Source organism: Sphingorhabdus sp. 109 (assembly GCF_902506555.1).
Taxonomy (GTDB): Bacteria; Pseudomonadota; Alphaproteobacteria; order Sphingomonadales; family Sphingomonadaceae; genus Parasphingorhabdus.
On the sequence record NZ_LR732707.1, the window covers coordinates 2,124,699 to 2,141,889 of the forward strand.

The 17,191-nt window shown below is 52.4% G+C and carries 23 protein-coding genes; 10 read left to right on the forward strand and 13 right to left on the reverse strand.

The features are described from left to right. The first annotated feature begins 110 nt into the window (after positions 1-110). From BOSE62_RS09995 to BOSE62_RS10010, 4 genes are all read left to right on the forward strand, one after another. Positions 111-779: a phosphatase PAP2 family protein gene (locus BOSE62_RS09995; protein ID WP_100093794.1), complete on the forward strand. Its 669-nt coding sequence runs from the start codon at positions 111-113 to the stop codon at positions 777-779. 120 nt (positions 780-899) lie between these two features. After that, positions 900-1,175, forward strand: a complete 276-nt coding sequence (locus tag BOSE62_RS10000; RefSeq protein WP_159645583.1) for a metal/formaldehyde-sensitive transcriptional repressor — start codon at positions 900-902, stop codon at positions 1,173-1,175. Further along, positions 1,172-2,131, forward strand: a complete 960-nt coding sequence (dmeF, locus tag BOSE62_RS10005; protein WP_159645586.1) for a CDF family Co(II)/Ni(II) efflux transporter DmeF — start codon at positions 1,172-1,174, stop codon at positions 2,129-2,131. Before BOSE62_RS10000 ends, dmeF begins: the two co-directional genes overlap by 4 nt. A gap of 21 nt (positions 2,132-2,152) precedes the next feature. Further along, positions 2,153-2,701 carry a manganese efflux pump MntP gene (locus BOSE62_RS10010; RefSeq protein WP_100093791.1) on the forward strand — a complete coding sequence of 183 codons (549 nt, stop codon included), beginning with the start codon at positions 2,153-2,155 and terminating at the stop codon, positions 2,699-2,701. Between the two features lie 246 nt (positions 2,702-2,947). Here BOSE62_RS10010 and BOSE62_RS10015 read toward each other — a convergent pair whose 3' ends face one another. Genes BOSE62_RS10015 through BOSE62_RS10025 form a run of 4 tightly spaced genes read right to left on the reverse strand, consistent with a single transcriptional unit; the run spans position 2,948 to position 5,419 of the window. After that, positions 2,948-4,306: a dihydrolipoyl dehydrogenase family protein gene (locus BOSE62_RS10015; RefSeq protein WP_100093790.1), complete on the reverse strand. Its 1,359-nt coding sequence runs from the start codon at positions 4,304-4,306 to the stop codon at positions 2,948-2,950. 15 nt (positions 4,307-4,321) lie between these two features. After that, positions 4,322-4,540 carry a GDCCVxC domain-containing (seleno)protein gene (locus BOSE62_RS17575; RefSeq protein ID WP_100093789.1) on the reverse strand — a complete coding sequence of 73 codons (219 nt, stop codon included), beginning with the start codon at positions 4,538-4,540 and terminating at the stop codon, positions 4,322-4,324. After that, a complete protein-coding gene (locus BOSE62_RS10020; protein WP_100093788.1) occupies positions 4,540-4,893 on the reverse strand; it encodes a cation transporter in 354 nt (117 codons plus the stop codon). The genes BOSE62_RS17575 and BOSE62_RS10020 overlap by 1 nt, the downstream gene beginning before the upstream one ends. Positions 4,894-4,903: 10 nt before the next feature. Next, on the reverse strand, positions 4,904-5,419 hold the full coding sequence (locus BOSE62_RS10025; protein WP_328799777.1) for a mercuric transporter MerT family protein: 516 nt from the start codon (positions 5,417-5,419) through the stop codon (positions 4,904-4,906). Here BOSE62_RS10025 and BOSE62_RS10030 point away from each other — a divergent pair. Next, positions 5,367-5,765, forward strand: a complete 399-nt coding sequence (locus tag BOSE62_RS10030) for a MerR family transcriptional regulator (RefSeq protein WP_100093786.1) — start codon at positions 5,367-5,369, stop codon at positions 5,763-5,765. The two genes, BOSE62_RS10025 and BOSE62_RS10030, sit on opposite strands and share 53 nt — an antisense overlap. Before the next feature lie 309 nt (positions 5,766-6,074). Here BOSE62_RS10030 and BOSE62_RS10035 read toward each other — a convergent pair whose 3' ends face one another. Genes BOSE62_RS10035 through BOSE62_RS10070 form a run of 8 tightly spaced genes read right to left on the reverse strand, consistent with a single transcriptional unit; the run spans position 6,075 to position 12,277 of the window. After that, the gene (locus BOSE62_RS10035) at positions 6,075-6,599 is read right to left on the reverse strand and encodes a DUF305 domain-containing protein (RefSeq protein WP_100093785.1); all 525 of its coding nucleotides are present in this window, start codon (positions 6,597-6,599) and stop codon (positions 6,075-6,077) included. Positions 6,600-6,650: 51 nt separating this feature from the next. Beyond that, entirely contained in the window at positions 6,651-7,379 is a 729-nt protein-coding gene (locus BOSE62_RS10040; protein ID WP_159645589.1) for a PepSY domain-containing protein, read from the reverse strand. Between the two features lie 47 nt (positions 7,380-7,426). Beyond that, on the reverse strand, positions 7,427-7,900 hold the full coding sequence (locus BOSE62_RS10045) for a YybH family protein (RefSeq protein ID WP_100093783.1): 474 nt from the start codon (positions 7,898-7,900) through the stop codon (positions 7,427-7,429). A 20-nt stretch (positions 7,901-7,920) separates the two neighbouring features. After that, positions 7,921-9,078 (reverse strand): copper resistance protein B, encoded by a 1,158-nt coding sequence (locus BOSE62_RS10050; RefSeq protein ID WP_100093782.1) that lies wholly within the window; start codon positions 9,076-9,078, stop codon positions 7,921-7,923. Further along, positions 9,075-10,898, reverse strand: coding sequence for a copper resistance system multicopper oxidase (locus tag BOSE62_RS10055; protein ID WP_100093781.1), 1,824 nt, complete (start codon positions 10,896-10,898; stop codon positions 9,075-9,077). The genes BOSE62_RS10050 and BOSE62_RS10055 overlap by 4 nt, the downstream gene beginning before the upstream one ends. 52 nt (positions 10,899-10,950) lie before the next feature. Continuing rightward, positions 10,951-11,529 (reverse strand): RNA polymerase sigma factor, encoded by a 579-nt coding sequence (locus BOSE62_RS10060; RefSeq protein WP_236553974.1) that lies wholly within the window; start codon positions 11,527-11,529, stop codon positions 10,951-10,953. Continuing rightward, entirely contained in the window at positions 11,530-11,967 is a 438-nt protein-coding gene (locus tag BOSE62_RS10065; protein WP_100093780.1) for a periplasmic heavy metal sensor, read from the reverse strand. A 13-nt stretch (positions 11,968-11,980) separates the two neighbouring features. Beyond that, complete coding sequence (locus BOSE62_RS10070; protein ID WP_100093779.1) at positions 11,981-12,277, reverse strand: hypothetical protein; 297 nt, start codon at positions 12,275-12,277, stop codon at positions 11,981-11,983. 128 nt (positions 12,278-12,405) lie between these two features. Here BOSE62_RS10070 and BOSE62_RS17380 point away from each other — a divergent pair, with 128 nt between their 5' ends. From BOSE62_RS17380 to BOSE62_RS17520, 3 genes are read left to right on the forward strand one after another with little or no spacing between them, the layout of a single operon-like run. Beyond that, positions 12,406-13,203 carry a DUF2231 domain-containing protein gene (locus tag BOSE62_RS17380; protein WP_236553976.1) on the forward strand — a complete coding sequence of 266 codons (798 nt, stop codon included), beginning with the start codon at positions 12,406-12,408 and terminating at the stop codon, positions 13,201-13,203. 55 nt (positions 13,204-13,258) lie between these two features. After that, complete coding sequence (locus BOSE62_RS10080; RefSeq protein WP_100093778.1) at positions 13,259-13,726, forward strand: DUF411 domain-containing protein; 468 nt, start codon at positions 13,259-13,261, stop codon at positions 13,724-13,726. A 25-nt stretch (positions 13,727-13,751) separates the two neighbouring features. Then, positions 13,752-14,093, forward strand: coding sequence for a hypothetical protein (locus BOSE62_RS17520; protein WP_201295654.1), 342 nt, complete (start codon positions 13,752-13,754; stop codon positions 14,091-14,093). A gap of 47 nt (positions 14,094-14,140) precedes the next feature. On the opposite strand, the gene BOSE62_RS10090 is transcribed toward BOSE62_RS17520, so the two are convergent. Beyond that, on the reverse strand, positions 14,141-14,413 hold the full coding sequence (locus tag BOSE62_RS10090) for a metal-sensitive transcriptional regulator (RefSeq protein ID WP_100093777.1): 273 nt from the start codon (positions 14,411-14,413) through the stop codon (positions 14,141-14,143). A 128-nt stretch (positions 14,414-14,541) separates the two neighbouring features. On the opposite strand from BOSE62_RS10090, the gene BOSE62_RS10095 reads away from it, so the two are divergent. Then, on the forward strand, positions 14,542-14,829 hold the full coding sequence (locus BOSE62_RS10095) for a hypothetical protein (RefSeq protein ID WP_100093776.1): 288 nt from the start codon (positions 14,542-14,544) through the stop codon (positions 14,827-14,829). Next, entirely contained in the window at positions 14,822-17,188 is a 2,367-nt protein-coding gene (locus BOSE62_RS10100; RefSeq protein ID WP_100095515.1) for a heavy metal translocating P-type ATPase, read from the forward strand. The genes BOSE62_RS10095 and BOSE62_RS10100 overlap by 8 nt, the downstream gene beginning before the upstream one ends. Positions 17,189-17,191 lie beyond the last annotated feature (3 nt).

The following is a 17,191-nucleotide window of genomic DNA, read 5'->3' on the forward strand; positions in this document are numbered from 1 at the left end:
GCCGGTCGTGCTCATGGATGGAAGAGCGAGAGCCTGTTGAATATCAGATTTGAGCCGAGTTTAATGCAATCAAGCAGGGTTGACCCAAAACGCAAAAAACGAGTGAAGATATGAGCGTTCGTCTAAAGATATTTCAGCGCGGTTTCGAATTGATACCATCATTCATTCTAGCCGGAATTTTCTTGGTATTCTGGTCGAAGGTGGCGAAAGGTCATTTAGATGCAATAGATAGAACCCTTTTGCTTGCTTTTCGATCGCCGAGAAATTCGGATATACTGATGGGCCCGGACTGGCTGCTCCAATTTGTCCGCAATATCACCTTTTTGGGAGATTCAACCTTCCTGCTTCTGGTCATATTTGCCGTATCATTCTTTCTGATCGCCAAAAAAGCCTATTTCAATGCATTCTTGTTGCCCGCTTTGTCTCTCAGTGGATTTTGGGCAGTATCCTTATTAAAAGATTTTTTCGGCAGGCCGCGACCTGCGATTGTAGAATATCTTTCTGTTCCCAATTCAGCGAGTTTTCCAAGCGGCCATGCCGCGAACTCGACTATCGCCTATATCCTTACCGCACTGGCGCTATTTAAACTCGTGCCAGGCCGATATGCACGTTTTTCCCTGATTTGTGGTGCGCTATTATTGGCTGTCTTGATCGGCACGTCGAGGATTGCCTTGGGCGTCCATTGGCCAAGCGATGTGCTGGGCGGTTGGATTTTTGGGCTCAGTTGGTGCTGTTTGTGGCTATTGAAAAATAGTAGAACAGATGCGCAATACATCTAAAACCACTGCCACGCCAAGCCAACGCGATGAACACTCAATCAATCGCTGACGGGGGACATAATCTATTGCGATTCAACAGGTCCTTTACAAAATTCAGAATATAGGGTAGCCCCCTATGCTATGTCACATACATCGGATGATAAAAAGCTTCTGGCGCGCGTCAGCCGCCTTAAAGGGCAACTAGAAGCCATTGAGCGGGCTTTGGAAAACAAGGCTCCTTGCGGTGAGATACTCAATCTTGTCGCCTCGGTTCGAGGAGCCGTAAATGGGCTTACCGTGGAATTGATTGAGGATCATGTCCGCGAACATGTCTCCAATCCTGAAACGGACACTGATGAAGCGCGCGCTCAAGGCGCGACAGATCTGATCCAGGTTATCCGGACATATTTGAAATGATAACCTCCGAAGCTGCAACTCAAGCCGGACACGAACATGATCACGTATTTTTAGGCCAAAATCACGAACGGAACGAACGCCGGACCTGGTTCGTTATTGCCCTGACCAGCGTGATGATGGTTGTCGAGATTGCAGCCGGGACAATTTACGGTTCGATGGCGCTGGTCGCCGATGGCTGGCATATGTCCACGCACGCCGCTGCGATGCTGATCGCTGCGCTCGCCTATCTATATGCACGCCGCAATGCCAAGAACCCCCGCTTCACATTCGGCACCGGCAAGGTGGGGGACCTTGCAGCTTTCGCCAGCGCAATTGTTCTGGCGTTGGTTGCGCTACTGATAGGATGGGAAAGTGTCGTCAGACTGGCAAATCCGATCCCGATCAGCTTCCCCCAGGCAATCTTCGTGGCCATCATTGGCCTAATTGTGAATCTGGTCAGTGCTTGGTTTCTCCGCGACGATCATGATCATCATCATGGGGACAGCCATCATCACGATCATAGCCACGATCACGACCATCATGCTGAACACCATGGCCGGGACCAAAATCTGCGCGCTGCTTATCTCCATGTGCTGGCTGATGCTCTAACATCGGTATTGGCAATAATTGCGCTGATAGCCGGCAGCATCTACGGATGGATATGGCTTGACCCGCTCATGGGTATCGTCGGTTCGCTTGTCATTGCGCGCTGGTCATGGGGTTTGATGCGCGATACCGGCTCAACGATGCTGGATTACAGAAAAGCGGGCGACCCAGTCTCAGCAAAAATCCGCTCGATCATCGAGGAAGCTGGAGACAAAATCTCCGACCTGCATGTCTGGCAACTGGGTCCAGGACACCATGCCGCTATTGTAGCAGTCATTACGGAAAGTGATACAGCCCCCGCTGTTTATCGCGAGAGACTGGCCGAAACCGTGGGGCTTTCTCATATCACCGTGGAAGTGAATCCAGCTTAGACGGCTGGGAAAGCGCATTAAATGGAAAACCTGTTTCTCATTGTAGCTCTTGCTGTGGGCTTGGCGATGGACGCCTTTGCGGTGGCGGTTGCTCAAGGGGCTGCAGGACATAATTCCATGTTTCACGCCACTCGAACGGGAATGGCATTTGGCGTAGCGCAGGGCATCATGCCATTTCTGGGATGGGCCCTTGGAATAGCTTTTGTTTCGGAGATCAGCGCTTATGATCACTGGATTGCTCTCATTCTGCTCAGCGGTTTAGGGTTAAAAATGCTTTGGGAAGCGCTGGGCAGGAACGAAAGAGATGCGGTGTCCAGTCTCTCAGGCTGGGCGCTGGGAACGGCTGCGATAGCAACGAGCATAGACGCCTTTGCTGCCGGCATCATGCTGCCTGCTCTTGGCCTTCCGGTTTTACTGGCCTGTGTTATTATTGGGACAGTTACAGCTTTGCTTTCCAGCTTGGGCGTGATGATCGGCGGAATGGCAAGCTCGCGCATCGGGAGACATGCCGAAGTCGCAGGAGGCGTCATTCTCATTGGCCTGGGAATCAAAATCTTCGTCGAACACTAGCTACCTTGGATAAAGCCAATTGATCTGAGATTATATTTTCAGTGTATCTTGGCTGCGACTGCAAGTTTGATACGCTGAAATTCAGCTTTCAGTATCGAGAACAGATCGCGGGAACGACAACAACTGGACGCATTTCAGACTGGCGGCTTCCAATGTTCGGTTGTGCGAAAGCAGAGGTCATCGGTTTGTTCACTTTAACGACCTCCAACGATTTAATTTCGATCTTCAAAGTTATAGCAGTTTACCTCACAACATCGAGCCAATATCGGAACCAACCGATGGATAGGCGCTCACCATTTTTTTCAGGTCGCTGGTGGTCAAATCAAGCCGCATCGCCAGACTGAAGAAATTGATGATTTCGGCATATTCCGGCCCCAGCAAATGCGCGCCCAATATCTTGTCGGTTTCATCGTCGATGATGACTTTGGTTGCAGCGCAGGTCTCCCCCACCCGAAGATTGGAATACCAGCCGCTTGTATCGTTTGTCGCGATGCGCAGCTTGTAACCGGCCGCTTTTGCTTCTTCTTCCAGCATGCCCACGCGCGCCAGTTCGGGTATCGTAAATACCACTGTGGGAACGCCTTTATAGTCCGGTTTGGCATGATTGCCTTTCAGCATATTTGACGCAGCCACCTTGCCTTCAAACACGGCCACCGGCGTGAGCGGTGCACCTTTGGTGTCCGCCGCATCACCCGCTGCATAAATTGACGGATTGGAGATGCTTTGCAGAAATTCATTCACTTTGACGCCGTGGGCGCTGGAATCGACGCCCGCCTTGTCCAGATCGAGATAGTCGATCGCAGGAACGCGCCCCGCGCCATGCACGATCAGATCAACCGAATATTTTTGCGTGTTGCCGTCGACATCAAGGGTAGCCGAATAGCCGCTACCTTCTTGGGCGATGGAGACGAGACTGGTCTTCTGAACCACCTCGATTCCTGCCTCTTTGCTTCGCTCCAGCAATTTATCGACAAGATCGGGATCAAATCCCTTGAGCGCACGCTCGCCGCGATCAATGATCTGAATGTCGCTGCCCGCGCGCGCCGCGATATGAGCGAACTCGAAGGAGATGAACCCGCCACCGACAAACAAGATCTTTTTCGGGAGGCTCTCCAGTTCCAGAAACTCTGTGCTATCAATGAGATACTGCGCCCCAGGCAAATCAATTTTTCGGGGCTTTGCACCTGTAGCAATCAGCACCTTCTTCGCTTCCAGCAGCGTATTACCGCTAATCTCGATTTTATTTTTGCCGATAAATTTTGCGCTGCCGTGCAACGTGGTGACACCGTTCACATCGAGTCCAGATTCTATTTTTGGCGGCATTTTTTCCGTGAATGTCCGCTTGAACGCCATCAGGTCCGACCAGTTGATAGCCAGGCTGCCGGGCTCTATGCCCTTGCCCTTCATCAAGGAAGCAGCGTCGAATATTTCGGCGCCGCGCCTCAACATCTTTTTGGGGTCGCATCCTCTAAGGGCACATGTGCCGCCATAGGGTAGCTCGTCCACGACTGCGACTGACCAGCCAGCTGACGCACATTTGTTAGCCGCGGTGACGGCCGCCATGCCGACGCCCAGAACAACAAGATCGAATTTTTGTGTTTCCATTTGAATCCCTCAATCTCAGCAACAGGACGCGATTGCGCCAGATGCCTGAGCCTCCTGAATGGGCGGACACGGAACGGTGCCAAAGGAGCAGTAGACACAGCAATCGCCCGCATTGGGTCGCAAAACAATCTTGCACCCCTTGCAGTCATAGAAGAACTGACAGGCATCGGTCGGCATGGTCTCGGTTTCCTGATGCCCGCAATCAGGGCAGGTCAATCTGGATTGAGGCTGCATCAGCGATCCGCTCCATCAGCCACTATGCTGGCTGGATAACCGGCGTTGGTCGATGCAGAAGCAATTGCGGATGCATTTGCCAGTTTGGGATCAAAGGTCACTGTTGCGGTTTTTGCCTGAAAATCGACATCGACAGAAGACACGCCGCTGACCTTGCCCATCGCCTTCTTGACTGTAATCGGACAGGCGGCGCAGGTCATTTTTTCGATATCGAATGTTTCAGTTTTTGGGGCATTCTGAGATGCCGCTTCTGCAACGGCTTGAGCACCGGACGTCGGCAACAATGCCACCGCTCCCAGTCCGCCTGCTCCAAGAGCGACAACGACTGTAAAAATGATGTAAGCAGGTTTCATAATCTTTCTCCTAATAAAAATACGGTGCCCACCAATCGATTGTGATGGATAGAGCGATGAGCAATGTTCCCACCCAGAGAGCGGTTTTCGTGACGATGGTGGATTGTGGTCGGGCACAATATGAGCCTTCTTCACAGGCAGGTTTTGTCCGAAAATAGACATGCCAAAAACCCGCAGCCAGAAACCCGAGGGTCACTGACACAAAATACCACTTATAGGGTTCGAGCGCAGTTAGATTTCCGATCCACGCTCCGCTAACTCCAAGTGTTACAAGGACGAGTGGTGCGATGCAGCAGGACGATGCCAATATAGCCCCGGAGATGCCGCCAACAGCCCACCAACTGCGTTTGTCCGGTGATGGAGCAGGCATTTCTGTCTGGATAGTCCCTGGCAAAATATACTCTTTCATTGCGATTGATCTTCGATGGAGACGACTATACTCTCTGTAGTAACTACAGGAACAAGGACTTTTTATGCAACCATCTGTCAAGCGCGGAAAACTGGCGAAAATCGCCGGATGTAACATCGAAACGATAAGGTATTACGAGAATATCGAGCTGTTACGCGCCGTAGATCGCACGAGCAGTGGTCACCGGGTCTATTCGTCCGATGATCAGGCGCGGTTACGCTTCATTCTGCGCGCACGGGAACTCGGTTTTTCAATTGCAGAGCTGAGAGGCCTGCTCGGCCTGGTCGATTCCAACGAATATACGTGCGGCGAAGTGCTGGCCGTAACCAACAATCACATTACCACTATTCAACAGAAAATATCCGACCTGAAACGTTTGGAGCAAACATTGTCGGACATGGCGCAGAAATGCGATGGCGGAGAAGTCCCGGACTGCGCCATCGTTGATGCAATGTTTCACTGAATATGGCTCGGCCTTAGGCCCGCTATCGGGTTATGGCAGCCCAGACGCTAATGTCTTCAAATGGGCGCGTATCGGACCGACTGCTATTGGGCCGTTGGCGATATGGCGGCTTCCAATGTTCAGTTGAGTGGAAGCAGGCACCGCTTGCTAGTCTACGGTTAGCATCTCCAACCATATAGTTTCAATCTTCGCAACTACAGCAGCTCAACTCTCAATATTGATCCAACATCAGAACTAACAGACGGGCATCAGAAAAAAATGGCTTTATAGATAACTACTCGGACGTTTGTAATGATGTGAGCATTAGCGTTAGTCGGCGGGATTTAGCTCGCCTTCAAATTTTGGGACGGCGCGCGCCGAGGCTTCTGCATCTGTCGTTGCCTTGCCATTTTGATTGATATCGTTGATCAACCATTCCATTTCTTTGATTTCTCTCCGTTGGGCTCTGATAATTCCATCGGCTAGCTCGCGCACTCTTTTATCTTCAATATTGGCGCGCTCACTTGTCAGTATGGCAATGCTATGATGAGGTATCATCGCCTTTTGCCACGCCTGATCGGAAACCGTATCCTGCGATCGGACAAGAAACAAGGAGCCGGCAAATATGAGAACTGCGCCGCCCAATATCATCGCATTCTTGCGCTTATCATCATACATGCCAAGCATAAATAACAACATGATAATCGCCATCGCAGCGCCCATGTAGATTGCCATCCATGTGCGTGTCTCACTAAAATATACGTGGTCGAATGCATAGGTGTTGAGATACATCAGCCCGAACATCGCAAGCGTTGAAGTCAGTATCATGACGATGAAACGTGTGTATTTACCCATGTTTTCCTCTCCCTATTTTTATCAGGCGCAAGTGTTTTTAATACGGCCAGACTACGCGTGAGTAGTGTGAAGGTTCCGGCCCTTACGACTTCGCCGAAACGGCCATCGCTTAATGATGAGTAACAATCCAGAAAGAGCCATAGTCAGGCCGCCCAATGCAAAAATGACGAGCCACCAGCTGTTGAAATTCTCATGGTTTTTCCAGTCCATGATATGCAGACCCCAGAAGAAATCATAAACACGCCAAGTTGTGCTACGCACCGCTGCAATCTCGCCAGTCGATAGCGGAATATAGACAGAAACGTCATCCTCGGTATCAACTCGCCAAGCAGGAAGCGCGCCTCGATATTCTGTGGAGCCGGTCACAACCTTTTCGACGGCCGCAATATTGGGGCGACCGGTTATCCAAGCGCGAGACGTTATTAACCCGGCTTCTTTTGACGTTATTTGGCTACGTTTGATGCCCGTTTTGGCATCGTAAAGGAATGTCTCGCCTCGCCCATTTTCAAGTTCAGCAACAGGCCTGCCTAAGACACTACGGTATCGCAAGGAAACCACGTTCCCCGATATTTCGCGACCCAAATTTTCAGGTGTCACTAGCCCAACAAGGCTATTGAGTTGTTCAGGCTCTCGCGCGACAAGATGTTCGCTGCGGACCGTCTCGATTGGCACAACGCTCATAATAACGCCGCTTGCAAACCAGAGCAGCAACTGTGCACCGATAAAGAGCGCGAGCCATTTATGAATTTTACTCGCCCGTATATGGGTCTTTTGTGTCACGCTATCTCCTCCCAAAAAGGCATCGGTTTTATTGCTGTCTTGCCATGCTATTTCTTGGGCGTGCGGGAAGATGAGTGATATTGAGCAATTTTCCAGCTTTCGTCTCGTTTCACGAGAACCGCAGTGGCAACGCCTTGCCTTTCGATAATCCGGCCATCCTTTAGCACTATCGTATATGTATAGGTTTCCCAGGCGATTGCTGTTTCACCTATGACAGATATATCGATAGTCTCATTGTTGAATGTAAAGCTCTCAAACTCTTTGAGTTCAGGACTGAGATGATGGGCAAGATAATTGCTAAAGCTGCCCTCCGCTTTTCCATTTTCAAATACCAGCGCGTCATCCGTGAATAGGCGGGGCATATTGGTATCATCGAGACTTTCTATGCCGCTTCGATATGCTTCGAGCGTGCTTTCAGGTGTCCCCATCATAGATGCAGATTCTGCGTCTTTATCGTGCGCCACAGCTTGATAAGAAATTGTAGAAAGCGTCAAAATTAGCGCCAAACCAATATATTCCATACTCCCCCCCCCTAAAAATATTAGAACCAGAATCTAATCCCGATAACATAATTGGTGACGCTGGGATCTTCTCCGCCCGCCCGCGCGTATCTGGCGCTTTGCCCAACTTTCCATTCCTGTTCGATGCCGATATAGGGCGCAAACTCGCGGGCAAATTCATATCGTAAGCGTATTCCCAGTTCAGCAGCATCGATCCCCGCGCCAATCCCCAATTCAGGAACATCCTGCGCCGCAAGATTGAGTTCTGCGCGGGGTTGCAGGATCAGTCGCTGCGTTATGCGCTGGTCATATTCAGCCTCGAAGCGCGCAGTCAAATCGCCCCGGTCAGACAAAAATGCTGCCCCATCGATTTCGAACAGGTAAGGCGCAAGACCCTGTATTCCAATAACTGCATAGGTCCGGTCGCGCGGCGCAAAATCCTGCCTCACGCCCGCTTGCAAATCGAAAAATGGTGCAATGGCATGGCTCCATAGCGCCTGCACCTCTGCGCTTTCTATCTTTTCGCCGAAATTGCCTTCGCCTTCGCTCTTGAACCAGAATTTGTCGATATCGCCGCCATAATAGCCCTGACCGTCCCACAAGTAGCCGTTCTTGCCATCTCGCACACGATATTCAGCGCGATCAGCCATCACCCAAAGCGTTTTCATGCCGCCATTTTCCGCCGCCAGCTGCTTCCTGGAGCCGCTCATAGCGTCAGCTCCCCATATCGCATCGGCAGCACGCGCAGGCCCTCTACCAGCTTCGGGAGGAGGTGTTTCGTCAGCCATGGGCGCCGTCATATCGGCCATGTCATTACCTGGCATATCCATAGCTTCATGATCCATCTGGCCATGATCCATTGTCGAATGATCCATATCCGCCATCGCTGGCTGCTCGTCCATTTGACTATGATCCATGCTACCATGGTCCATCACCATTGGCGCTTCGGTGGGGACCGTGTTGGGAGGGCCGGGCTGAATTTTTGCAGGCTTGGCTTTTGGCGCAGCCTTGGCTTGTGGTTTGGCAAGCGCGGGCTTCGGCGCAACAGACGCAGGCTTGGGTTTTAGCGTTGGCTTTGGTTCGGGCTTTGCTTTTGGCGCGGGCATTGTCATCCCTGGCATGCTCATGTCATGGCCTTGATGTTGCGCCATTGCAGGTGCGGATACACCGACCGCGAGAATGATTATCAGCGATTTCATGCGTCCGCTCCCGATTGTGAGGCAACCGTGACAATCTGGAACATCCCTGCGTGCATGTGATAAAGCAAATGACAGTGAAACGCCCAGTCGCCCGGTTCATCGGCGGTCAGGTCAAAACTGGCGCTGCCGCCCGGTTGAACAATCACGGTATGCTTGAGCGGTTGGTTCTTTTGACCATTGACCAGTTCAAAGAAATGTCCGTGCAGATGGATCGGGTGCGCCATCATCGTGTCGTTGACGAGTTTCACCCGAACGCGCTCATTATAGGCGAAGCGGATTGGTTCATCGGAGACGGCTGAGAATTTCTGGCCGTCGAACGACCACATATAGCGTTCCATGCTGCCGGTTAGATGGATTTCCATGTTGCGCGAGGCCTTGCGGTGGTCCGTGCTCGGGATCAGAGCCGCGAGCTGCTTGTAATTGAGGACACGGTGATCGACTTTGTCGAGTCCGATTCCGGGATCGCCCATGCGGTCCGCCGCATTCATTGAAACCATGTCTAGGCCAGGACCGACTTTTACATCGGACGGCAGCATCGACGTGTCGCGCATTTTCATACCGCTCATGTCCACACCGGCCATGCCATCACCGCCGCTCATATCCATCCCGGGCATATCCATCTTGGCCATCTCATCAGCGCTCATCTTGCTGTGATCCATTTGCGAATGGTCCATGCCGCTTGCTGGCGCACCACCCGATGCTCCATGATCCATGCCCGCCATCCCCATGTCAGCCATCGTCAGTATTGGCGGATCGCGCAGGGCCGGGACTTCGGCGCGCATTCCTGCACGGGGAACCAAGGTAGCAACGCCCATGCCCGAGCGGTCCATAGATTCTGCTACGAAGGTGAAGGCCTTGTCCGCGGTTGGCTGGACAACGACGTCATAGGTTTCTGCAACCCCGATCTGTAATTCATCGGTTTCTACTGGCATGACATTTTGGCCATCGGCCTGCACCACCGTCATCGGCAGGCCTGGGATCCGCAGATTAAAGAAGGTCATTGCGCTGCCATTGATAATCCTAAGCCGCACCCTTTCTCCAGGGTTGAAAAGCAGTTCTAGATTATCGGCAGGGCCGTGCCCGTTGATAAGATAAGTATAAGTTGCCGCCGACACATCAAGTATGTCGGTGGGTGACATCCGCATTTTGCCCCACATTCGGCGTTCTTTGCCGCTCAATTTGCGATCATCAGTGGCAGTGGTTTTCTGATAGTCAAAATAGCCATCAGCATGTTTCAGCTTCTTCATGATGACATGTGGGTGCATCGGCGTAAATTCGCTGAGAAGGATGATATATTCGCGATCAAAAGCTACCGGGTCTGACCCTGCAGGATCGACGATGATTGGGCCATAATGCCCCATCTGTTCCTGCAGCCCCGAATGGCTGTGCCACCAATAGGTGCCGCTCTGGCGCACCTTGAAGGGCGCTGTGAAGGTCTCGCCGGGCTTGATACCGGGAAAGGACACGCCCGGAACACCATCAAACTGGAAGGGAAGCAATATGCCGTGCCAGTGAATTGAGCTATCCTCATCGAGGTTGTTGGTAACATTCAGTCGGACATCCTGCCCCTCGCGTAACCTTACCAGCGGCCCCGGCACGGTGCCGTTCACCGCGATTGCATGACCGCTGCGTCCGCCCGTTGAAAATTGACCGCGTCCGATGGCAAGATCAATGCTTGAGCCTGAAACTTCGTCAATGCCCTTACGCACCGAACCTGCCATTGCTCCGCGTGCCCAAGCAGGCATGGAAGAGGAAAATCCGACCGCGCCGCCAGCAAGCAGAGCAGATGAAAGGAAGCGGCGACGGGGAAGAGAAAGCATATGTGATCCTGATTACTAAACCGATATGCTTCTCAATACGGAGGAGACTCCTTCACCCCTCAAATTTTTCAGAAATTTCTCGCAGGCGATTGCGGGCACGGTAAATTCGCGTTTCGACGGCTTTCTCAGATATTCCGAGAATATGCGCCGCCTCGGCTTGGCTATTCTCGCCAAAAGTGACCAGAACAAACGGCTCACGCAATGTCGCTGGCAAGCGAGTGATCTCTTTTTGCATGACTTCAAGCGCCTGACGCGCCTGCAATTCTGCACTTGGGTCAGGTGCATCGTCAGCTACTATCATGCCAGCTTCATTGTCGCTGTGAAATTCAAAAAACTGCCTGATCCGACGTTTACGCAAAAGATCGCGGCATTTATTGACTGTAATCCGGGTGAGCCACGGAGAAATGGGTCGCGACAAATCAAAGCTGGCGAGCTTGAACCAAGCAGCTGCCAGCGCCTCCTGAACGGCATCTTCGGCATCTGAACTGTTGCCCATCATTCTCAGGGCGATATTTTGCAGCCGGGGCGCTTGCTGGTTCATCACACGGTTGAATGCAGTTTTGCTACCTTTTGCAGCCTCTGCGATGAGCGCATTTTCCGGAACTTGCGCGTCAGACTGCGACTTTTGCACTTAATACCCTGCGGTCAGCGAGTTTGATACCCGCTCGTCAAACGCCCTTTGCTGGTCGGGATTTAACAAAGCGCGCATCTTGAAGAGATGTTCGACAGTGACTTTTTGTAACAATCCCATTTGAACATGCACCGCTTCAATCGCGGTAGAAACCTTGGGGCCGTATTGATGTTCTTCTTCGATGGCAGCGGCAAGATCGGCATTGGCCGATCGCAGCGCGAGGTCCAGTGCCTGCCGCCTGATCCCGAAATCACTTTCCAGCTCTGCAAGCTGCTTCTCTTGTGCCTTATCAAGATCAAGCTCTTCGTGAACGAAGCTGTGGACCCCAACATTTTGGTCGTCGCTTTGGCTCCAGTGTTTGGCACCGAGGGAACCGATCCAGCCTGCGCCAAGCGCCAGCAGGACGAGAAGGATAATTTGTATTGGTCCGAATTTCATATGCTCATCACCGTCACTGTGAAACGTGAAGAAGGTTGGCGGGCGAGTAATCCGCACCGCCAATCAAAGGGCTGGTTTGGTTCATCGCCAGCGCAGGCTGATCGGCCGTTCCAAACCCAGCGCCCAGCGCGGTCACGAACATCAGCGCCGCCAGTAGACTTTTCTGGCGCGAAAGCCGGCTGCTATTCATTTCGCCGACACGGAGCCAGACATCATTGTGGAAACCATCATCGCTTGCCAGCGCCTCGGTTGATTGATCGGCCCGCAAGCTTGCAAGCATCGCATCAAGTTTAGTGTCAGATAGCGGCATTGATATTATCCCATTTCGTCGTTTCTGTTCTTTATACGCATGCTGGACAGCTTTGCCCTCGAAATTATTTTTGAGGGGTGGCCATTATCGCTGCGTATTATTGGTTAGCGGTCATCAAGGACACGGCAATGCGCGACCTCAAATTTTTTACAGGAAGGGCTGAGATGCCAATTAAGAAGTTTCGCAAATTTATGATGTGCATTGCAATTGGTCTCAGTTCGCTCAGCGTTCCTGCTCTTGCGCACGGCGATCCGACCGAGATGGGCGCTGGTCCGGGAACTGGCGCAGACCATCATGAAAAAGCTAACGGAGCCGGTGAAGCTGCGCAGAACGCCGATATGCAGGATATGATGGATGATGGCACGATGCCGATGATACCCGATGGATCAGCCCCCGTGGCGCCGGAAGGCAACCACTTAGAAGGTATGGGTGACGGCCATGGAGGCATGATGGATCATAGCGAAGCGGCAGATAATAGTAATAAGAGCTTTGGTGAGCGCCTGTTCATCTGGCTGGGCAAACTTCATACGGTTGTCATCCATTTTCCAATTGCCATGATTGTTGCCGCGTTTGCAGCCGAAGCGTTTGGTGTTGCGCGCGGTAAGCCTGACTGGCGTTCGGCAGCGCGAATTATGCTCGTCATTGGTGCCCTGGGCGCAGTAGCCGCAGCGTTTTTTGGCTGGTTTGCTGGTGGTTTCTATCTTTATGACCGCAACCTGATCCTCACCACGCATCGCTATCTAGGAATGACCGTCGCAATCGGATCGGTGCTGTTGGCATGGGCCGGGCTACGCCGTTTTCACCACAATCGCAGCGAAGAAATACTGTTCGCCGTCTTGCTGGGCCTATTGACGATCGGCGTGCTGATTCAAGCGTTTCTGGGCGGCACATTCATGCATGGCGGCATGAATCATATGAATTTCTAAACACGCCAAGCTCCAAATCGAGCAGATGGCTCGTTATTACCCGAAGGAAAGATAGATGTTCAATCACATCCGCAAACTGAAGAAAAACCCGCTTTTGGCATCGGTGCTCTTTGGCTTGCTCGCTGCCTGCACCAGCGCCGCTCAAGCTGCCCCGCTTGTGATGTTCCGCGACCCGGGCTGCGGCTGCTGCGAAAAATGGGCCGAGCATATTGAAACGAATATGAAACAGGATGTGGAAACACGGAACAGCCTAAATATGAGCGCTGTCAAAGACGCGAACGCAGTGCCGGAAACGTTGCGATCCTGTCATACCATGATTGTTGAGGGATATGTTATCGAAGGGCATGTGCCCGCCGATGCTATTGCCAAATTACTGCGGGAAAAACCTACTGGAGTGAAGGGCCTTGCCGTCGCTGGAATGCCGGTCGGCTCGCCTGGAATGGAATATCAAAACCAAACCCAGCCTTATCAAGTTATAGCGTTTGGCGACAGCGGCCAACGCGTTTTCGCTAGTTACAATTGAAATTTAAACCAAGAAAGGAAATATCATGAAAAAGCTTACACTATTTTTGGGAGCCATGGCTCTGACGTCTGGCGGGGCGGTATTGGCTCATGACCATACGGCACCGAAAGCCGGCGCGCCTGCGATGCAGAAATGCGAAATGATGAAAGACGGTATGAAAATGCCGGGCATGATGATGAAGGGTGCCGATGGCAAAATGTCCTGCCAGATGATGGATCACTCGAAGATGGACCACAGCAAAATGGATCACTCTAAAATGTCAGCCCCGGATGCGAGTGACAAAGCGCAACCAGCTATGGATCCGAAGATGGACCATTCGAAGATGGATCATAGCATGATGGAGCCCAAAAAAGACGCGCCTGAATAAGAGAATAGTCTGGCTCGGAGCTCCGCTTTACGATTCTTCGGGCCAGACTATTTCCCCATCTTGCCGAACAGGTTCACCAATTCCGCAACTTTCTCTTTCTGGTCAGCTTTGCTGCCCGAGGTCAAAGCTTCCTCGACGCAATGATTGGTATGGATTTCCAGAATTTTCATTTTGGTAGAGCGCAGGGCGGCTTCCATCGCGGAGAATTGCTGGAGGATATCGATACAATAGCGATCATCTTCCATCATTTTAGCTATTCCGCGCGCCTGACCCTCGATCTTTCGCATGCGCACGATTTCTTTGGTGAATTTGTCTGTCATGATGCCCTTATGCCAAATTTTGGAGCGTGATCAATCTAAAGAAGCGGCGGCATCAACCTTGACACTTCGCCGCCTTACTACTATACCCCCCTATAGTATATTTTGTTAATGATCAAGAGGAGCTAGAAATGACGCATGTTTCAAACCGCAAACAAATCCTCATATGGGGCTGGACCCTGAGCCTGTTTTTGCTTTTCAGCTACCTCATCTGCATTGGCTTTGGTCTTTTAGCGCCGCAGTCAATGCATATGCATGAGTCTTGGGCGCCGTTGCTGCCCGGATTTGAGTGGCTGACTTTGCAAGGTTTTCTTGCAGGCGCGGTCGGTAGCTTTCTCTATGGATGGTATATTGCATTGTTGGTTATCCCGCTGCGCGCGTGGATAGGCCGCAAGGTTGCAGGTGCTGATCATGTCTGAGAATGATAGTGAGACCGCCAAATCGTGCTGCTGCAAAGACAAAGAGACTGCTGTAGGGACTGTAAAAGACCCCGTATGCGGTATGGATGTTGATCCGAGCAAGAGCGAGCATCATGCGCATCATGCGGCTCGGGATTATCATTTCTGTTCAGCCGGATGCAAAACCAAATTTATCGCCGACCCAGCGCATTACCTCACTGGAAAGCACCGCGAAGTATCAGAAAATGTTCCAGCGGGCACGATCTACACCTGCCCGATGCATCCAGAAATTAGGCAAGAAGGACCGGGTTCCTGTCCGATCTGTGGGATGGCACTTGAACCCGAGACCTTTAGTCTCGATACTGGCCCCGATCCCGAATATCTCGATATGCGCAAGCGCTTCTGGGTCAGTGCGTTGTTTTCCATCCCGCTTTTTATTTACGCGATGGGCGACCTTATTCCGGGCAGGCCGTTTGAAGGTTTATTTGAGCCGGGAGTATCGCAATGGTTGCAGCTTTTGCTGGCATCGCCAGTAGTTCTGTGGGGCGCGTGGCCGTTCTTTGTGCGCGGCGTGAATTCGCTTAAAACCATGAACCTCAATATGTTCACGCTGATTGGTCTAGGCGTGGCAGTTGCCTATGGCTTCAGTCTGGTTGCGACGCTGTTTCCTAGCATTTTCCCGGCAGCATTCCGCGGCCATGATGGGGGCGTGGCTGTCTATTACGAAGCAGCGGCTGTCATCACGACCCTGGTGTTATTGGGGCAAGTGTTGGAACTGAAAGCGCGCGGACAGACATCAAGTGCGTTGCGCGCGTTGCTTGAACTGGCACCGCCAGTTGCGCTGCGCGTTGGCGCGGATGGCTCGGAAGAGGAAATATCTCTCGACCTGGTGCAGAGCGGCGACAGCTTGCGCGTCCGTCCGGGCGATAAAGTTCCCGTTGATGGCACCATTGCCAAGGGGTCCAGCACGATTGATCAATCAATGATTACGGGGGAACCAATACCGGTTGCGAAAGCTGAAGGTGATGTTGTCACCGGCGGCACGGTCAACCAGACTGGCAGCTTTATCATGACCGCCGAACGCGTTGGTAAGGATACGCTTCTCGCCAAGATCGTCCAGATGGTCGCCGAAGCACAGCGCAGCCGTGCTCCTATCCAGAAACTGGCTGATACGGTTGCTGGCCTGTTTGTGCCCGCGGTGGTTCTGATCGCTATTGCCACTTTCATTATATGGTCCATTTGGGGGCCAGAACCGGCGCTGGCCTATGGCTTAGTCAACGCGGTCGCGGTCCTTATCATCGCTTGTCCTTGTGCGCTTGGCCTTGCCACGCCGATGTCGATCATGGTTGGCACCGGCAAGGGCGCGCAAAACGGTATTTTGATCAAAAATGCCGAGGCGCTCGAAACTCTCGAGAAGATTGACACAATCGTGGTCGATAAAACCGGCACGCTCACCGAGGGCAAGCCTAAACTGGTTTCGGTCGAACCGGAAAAGGGTTTTGACAGCGACGAAATGCTTGCGCTTGTGGCCGCAATCGAAATGGCGAGTGAACATCCGCTGGCAGCCGCAATTGTAACCGGCGCAAAGGAAAAGGGGCTTTCGTTTGATGCGGCAACCGATTTTCAGTCGGTGACCGGCGAAGGGGTTGAAGCCAGCGCACGCGGTAAGCGCGTCGCCATCGGCAATGAAAAAATGATGGACCGGCTCGGTGCCGAGAGCGCGGACCTGATTGCCAAGGCGCAGGACGGCCGATCACAAGGGCAAACCGTTATGTTTGTGGCCGTCGATGGCAAACCGGCGGGTCTTATCGGTGTCGCCGATCCGATCAAACCGACCACGGCAGAAGCGATCAAAGCGCTGCACAAAGCCAATATCCGCGTGGTCATGTTAACCGGAGATGCCGAAGCCACCGCGCAAGCCGTTGGCAAGATGATAGGGATCGATGAAATCCACGCCAATGTGTCACCCGAAGACAAACACCGGGTCATCAGCGAGCTTCAAGCGGCGGGTAAAATAGTCGCAATGGCAGGAGACGGCATCAATGACGCTCCCGCTCTCGCCAAGGCCGATGTGGGAATTGCGATGGGCACTGGCACCGATGTGGCGATGGAAAGCGCGGGTATCACGCTGGTCAAGGGTGATTTGGGTGGCATAGCCAAGGCACGCCACCTCAGTCAGCTAACAATGGGTAATATCCGACAGAACTTGTTCTTTGCGTTTATCTATAACGGGCTTGGTGTGCCGGTTGCGGCAGGCATTCTCTATCCGTGGTTCGGCATCTTACTCAGCCCGATGATCGCGGCGGCGGCGATGAGCCTATCGTCTGTTTCGGTAATCGCTAACGCCTTGCGCTTGCGCCGCAAAGCGCTGGCTCAGTAATAT

Excerpts from the sequence above, each read along its gene's own strand:
- BOSE62_RS09995 (WP_100093794.1), top strand. The coding sequence starts at position 111 with ATGAGCGTTCGTCTAAAGATATTTCAGCGCGGTTTCGAATTGATACCA.
- BOSE62_RS10000 (WP_159645583.1), top strand. The coding sequence starts at position 900 with ATGTCACATACATCGGATGATAAAAAGCTTCTGGCGCGCGTCAGCCGC.
- dmeF (WP_159645586.1), top strand. The coding sequence starts at position 1,172 with ATGATAACCTCCGAAGCTGCAACTCAAGCCGGACACGAACATGATCAC.
- BOSE62_RS10010 (WP_100093791.1), top strand. The coding sequence starts at position 2,153 with ATGGAAAACCTGTTTCTCATTGTAGCTCTTGCTGTGGGCTTGGCGATG.
- BOSE62_RS10015 (WP_100093790.1), bottom strand. The coding sequence starts at position 4,306 with ATGGAAACACAAAAATTCGATCTTGTTGTTCTGGGCGTCGGCATGGCG.
- BOSE62_RS17575 (WP_100093789.1), bottom strand. The coding sequence starts at position 4,540 with ATGCAGCCTCAATCCAGATTGACCTGCCCTGATTGCGGGCATCAGGAA.
- BOSE62_RS10020 (WP_100093788.1), bottom strand. The coding sequence starts at position 4,893 with ATGAAACCTGCTTACATCATTTTTACAGTCGTTGTCGCTCTTGGAGCA.
- BOSE62_RS10030 (WP_100093786.1), top strand. The coding sequence starts at position 5,367 with ATGCAACCATCTGTCAAGCGCGGAAAACTGGCGAAAATCGCCGGATGT.
- BOSE62_RS10025 (WP_328799777.1), bottom strand. The coding sequence starts at position 5,419 with ATGTTACATCCGGCGATTTTCGCCAGTTTTCCGCGCTTGACAGATGGT.
- BOSE62_RS10035 (WP_100093785.1), bottom strand. The coding sequence starts at position 6,599 with ATGGGTAAATACACACGTTTCATCGTCATGATACTGACTTCAACGCTT.
- BOSE62_RS10045 (WP_100093783.1), bottom strand. The coding sequence starts at position 7,900 with ATGGAATATATTGGTTTGGCGCTAATTTTGACGCTTTCTACAATTTCT.
- BOSE62_RS10050 (WP_100093782.1), bottom strand. The coding sequence starts at position 9,078 with ATGAAATCGCTGATAATCATTCTCGCGGTCGGTGTATCCGCACCTGCA.
- BOSE62_RS10055 (WP_100093781.1), bottom strand. The coding sequence starts at position 10,898 with ATGCTTTCTCTTCCCCGTCGCCGCTTCCTTTCATCTGCTCTGCTTGCT.
- BOSE62_RS10065 (WP_100093780.1), bottom strand. The coding sequence starts at position 11,967 with ATGAAATTCGGACCAATACAAATTATCCTTCTCGTCCTGCTGGCGCTT.
- BOSE62_RS10070 (WP_100093779.1), bottom strand. The coding sequence starts at position 12,277 with ATGCCGCTATCTGACACTAAACTTGATGCGATGCTTGCAAGCTTGCGG.
- BOSE62_RS17380 (WP_236553976.1), top strand. The coding sequence starts at position 12,406 with ATGCGCGACCTCAAATTTTTTACAGGAAGGGCTGAGATGCCAATTAAG.
- BOSE62_RS10080 (WP_100093778.1), top strand. The coding sequence starts at position 13,259 with ATGTTCAATCACATCCGCAAACTGAAGAAAAACCCGCTTTTGGCATCG.
- BOSE62_RS17520 (WP_201295654.1), top strand. The coding sequence starts at position 13,752 with ATGAAAAAGCTTACACTATTTTTGGGAGCCATGGCTCTGACGTCTGGC.
- BOSE62_RS10090 (WP_100093777.1), bottom strand. The coding sequence starts at position 14,413 with ATGACAGACAAATTCACCAAAGAAATCGTGCGCATGCGAAAGATCGAG.
- BOSE62_RS10095 (WP_100093776.1), top strand. The coding sequence starts at position 14,542 with ATGACGCATGTTTCAAACCGCAAACAAATCCTCATATGGGGCTGGACC.
- BOSE62_RS10100 (WP_100095515.1), top strand. The coding sequence starts at position 14,822 with ATGTCTGAGAATGATAGTGAGACCGCCAAATCGTGCTGCTGCAAAGAC.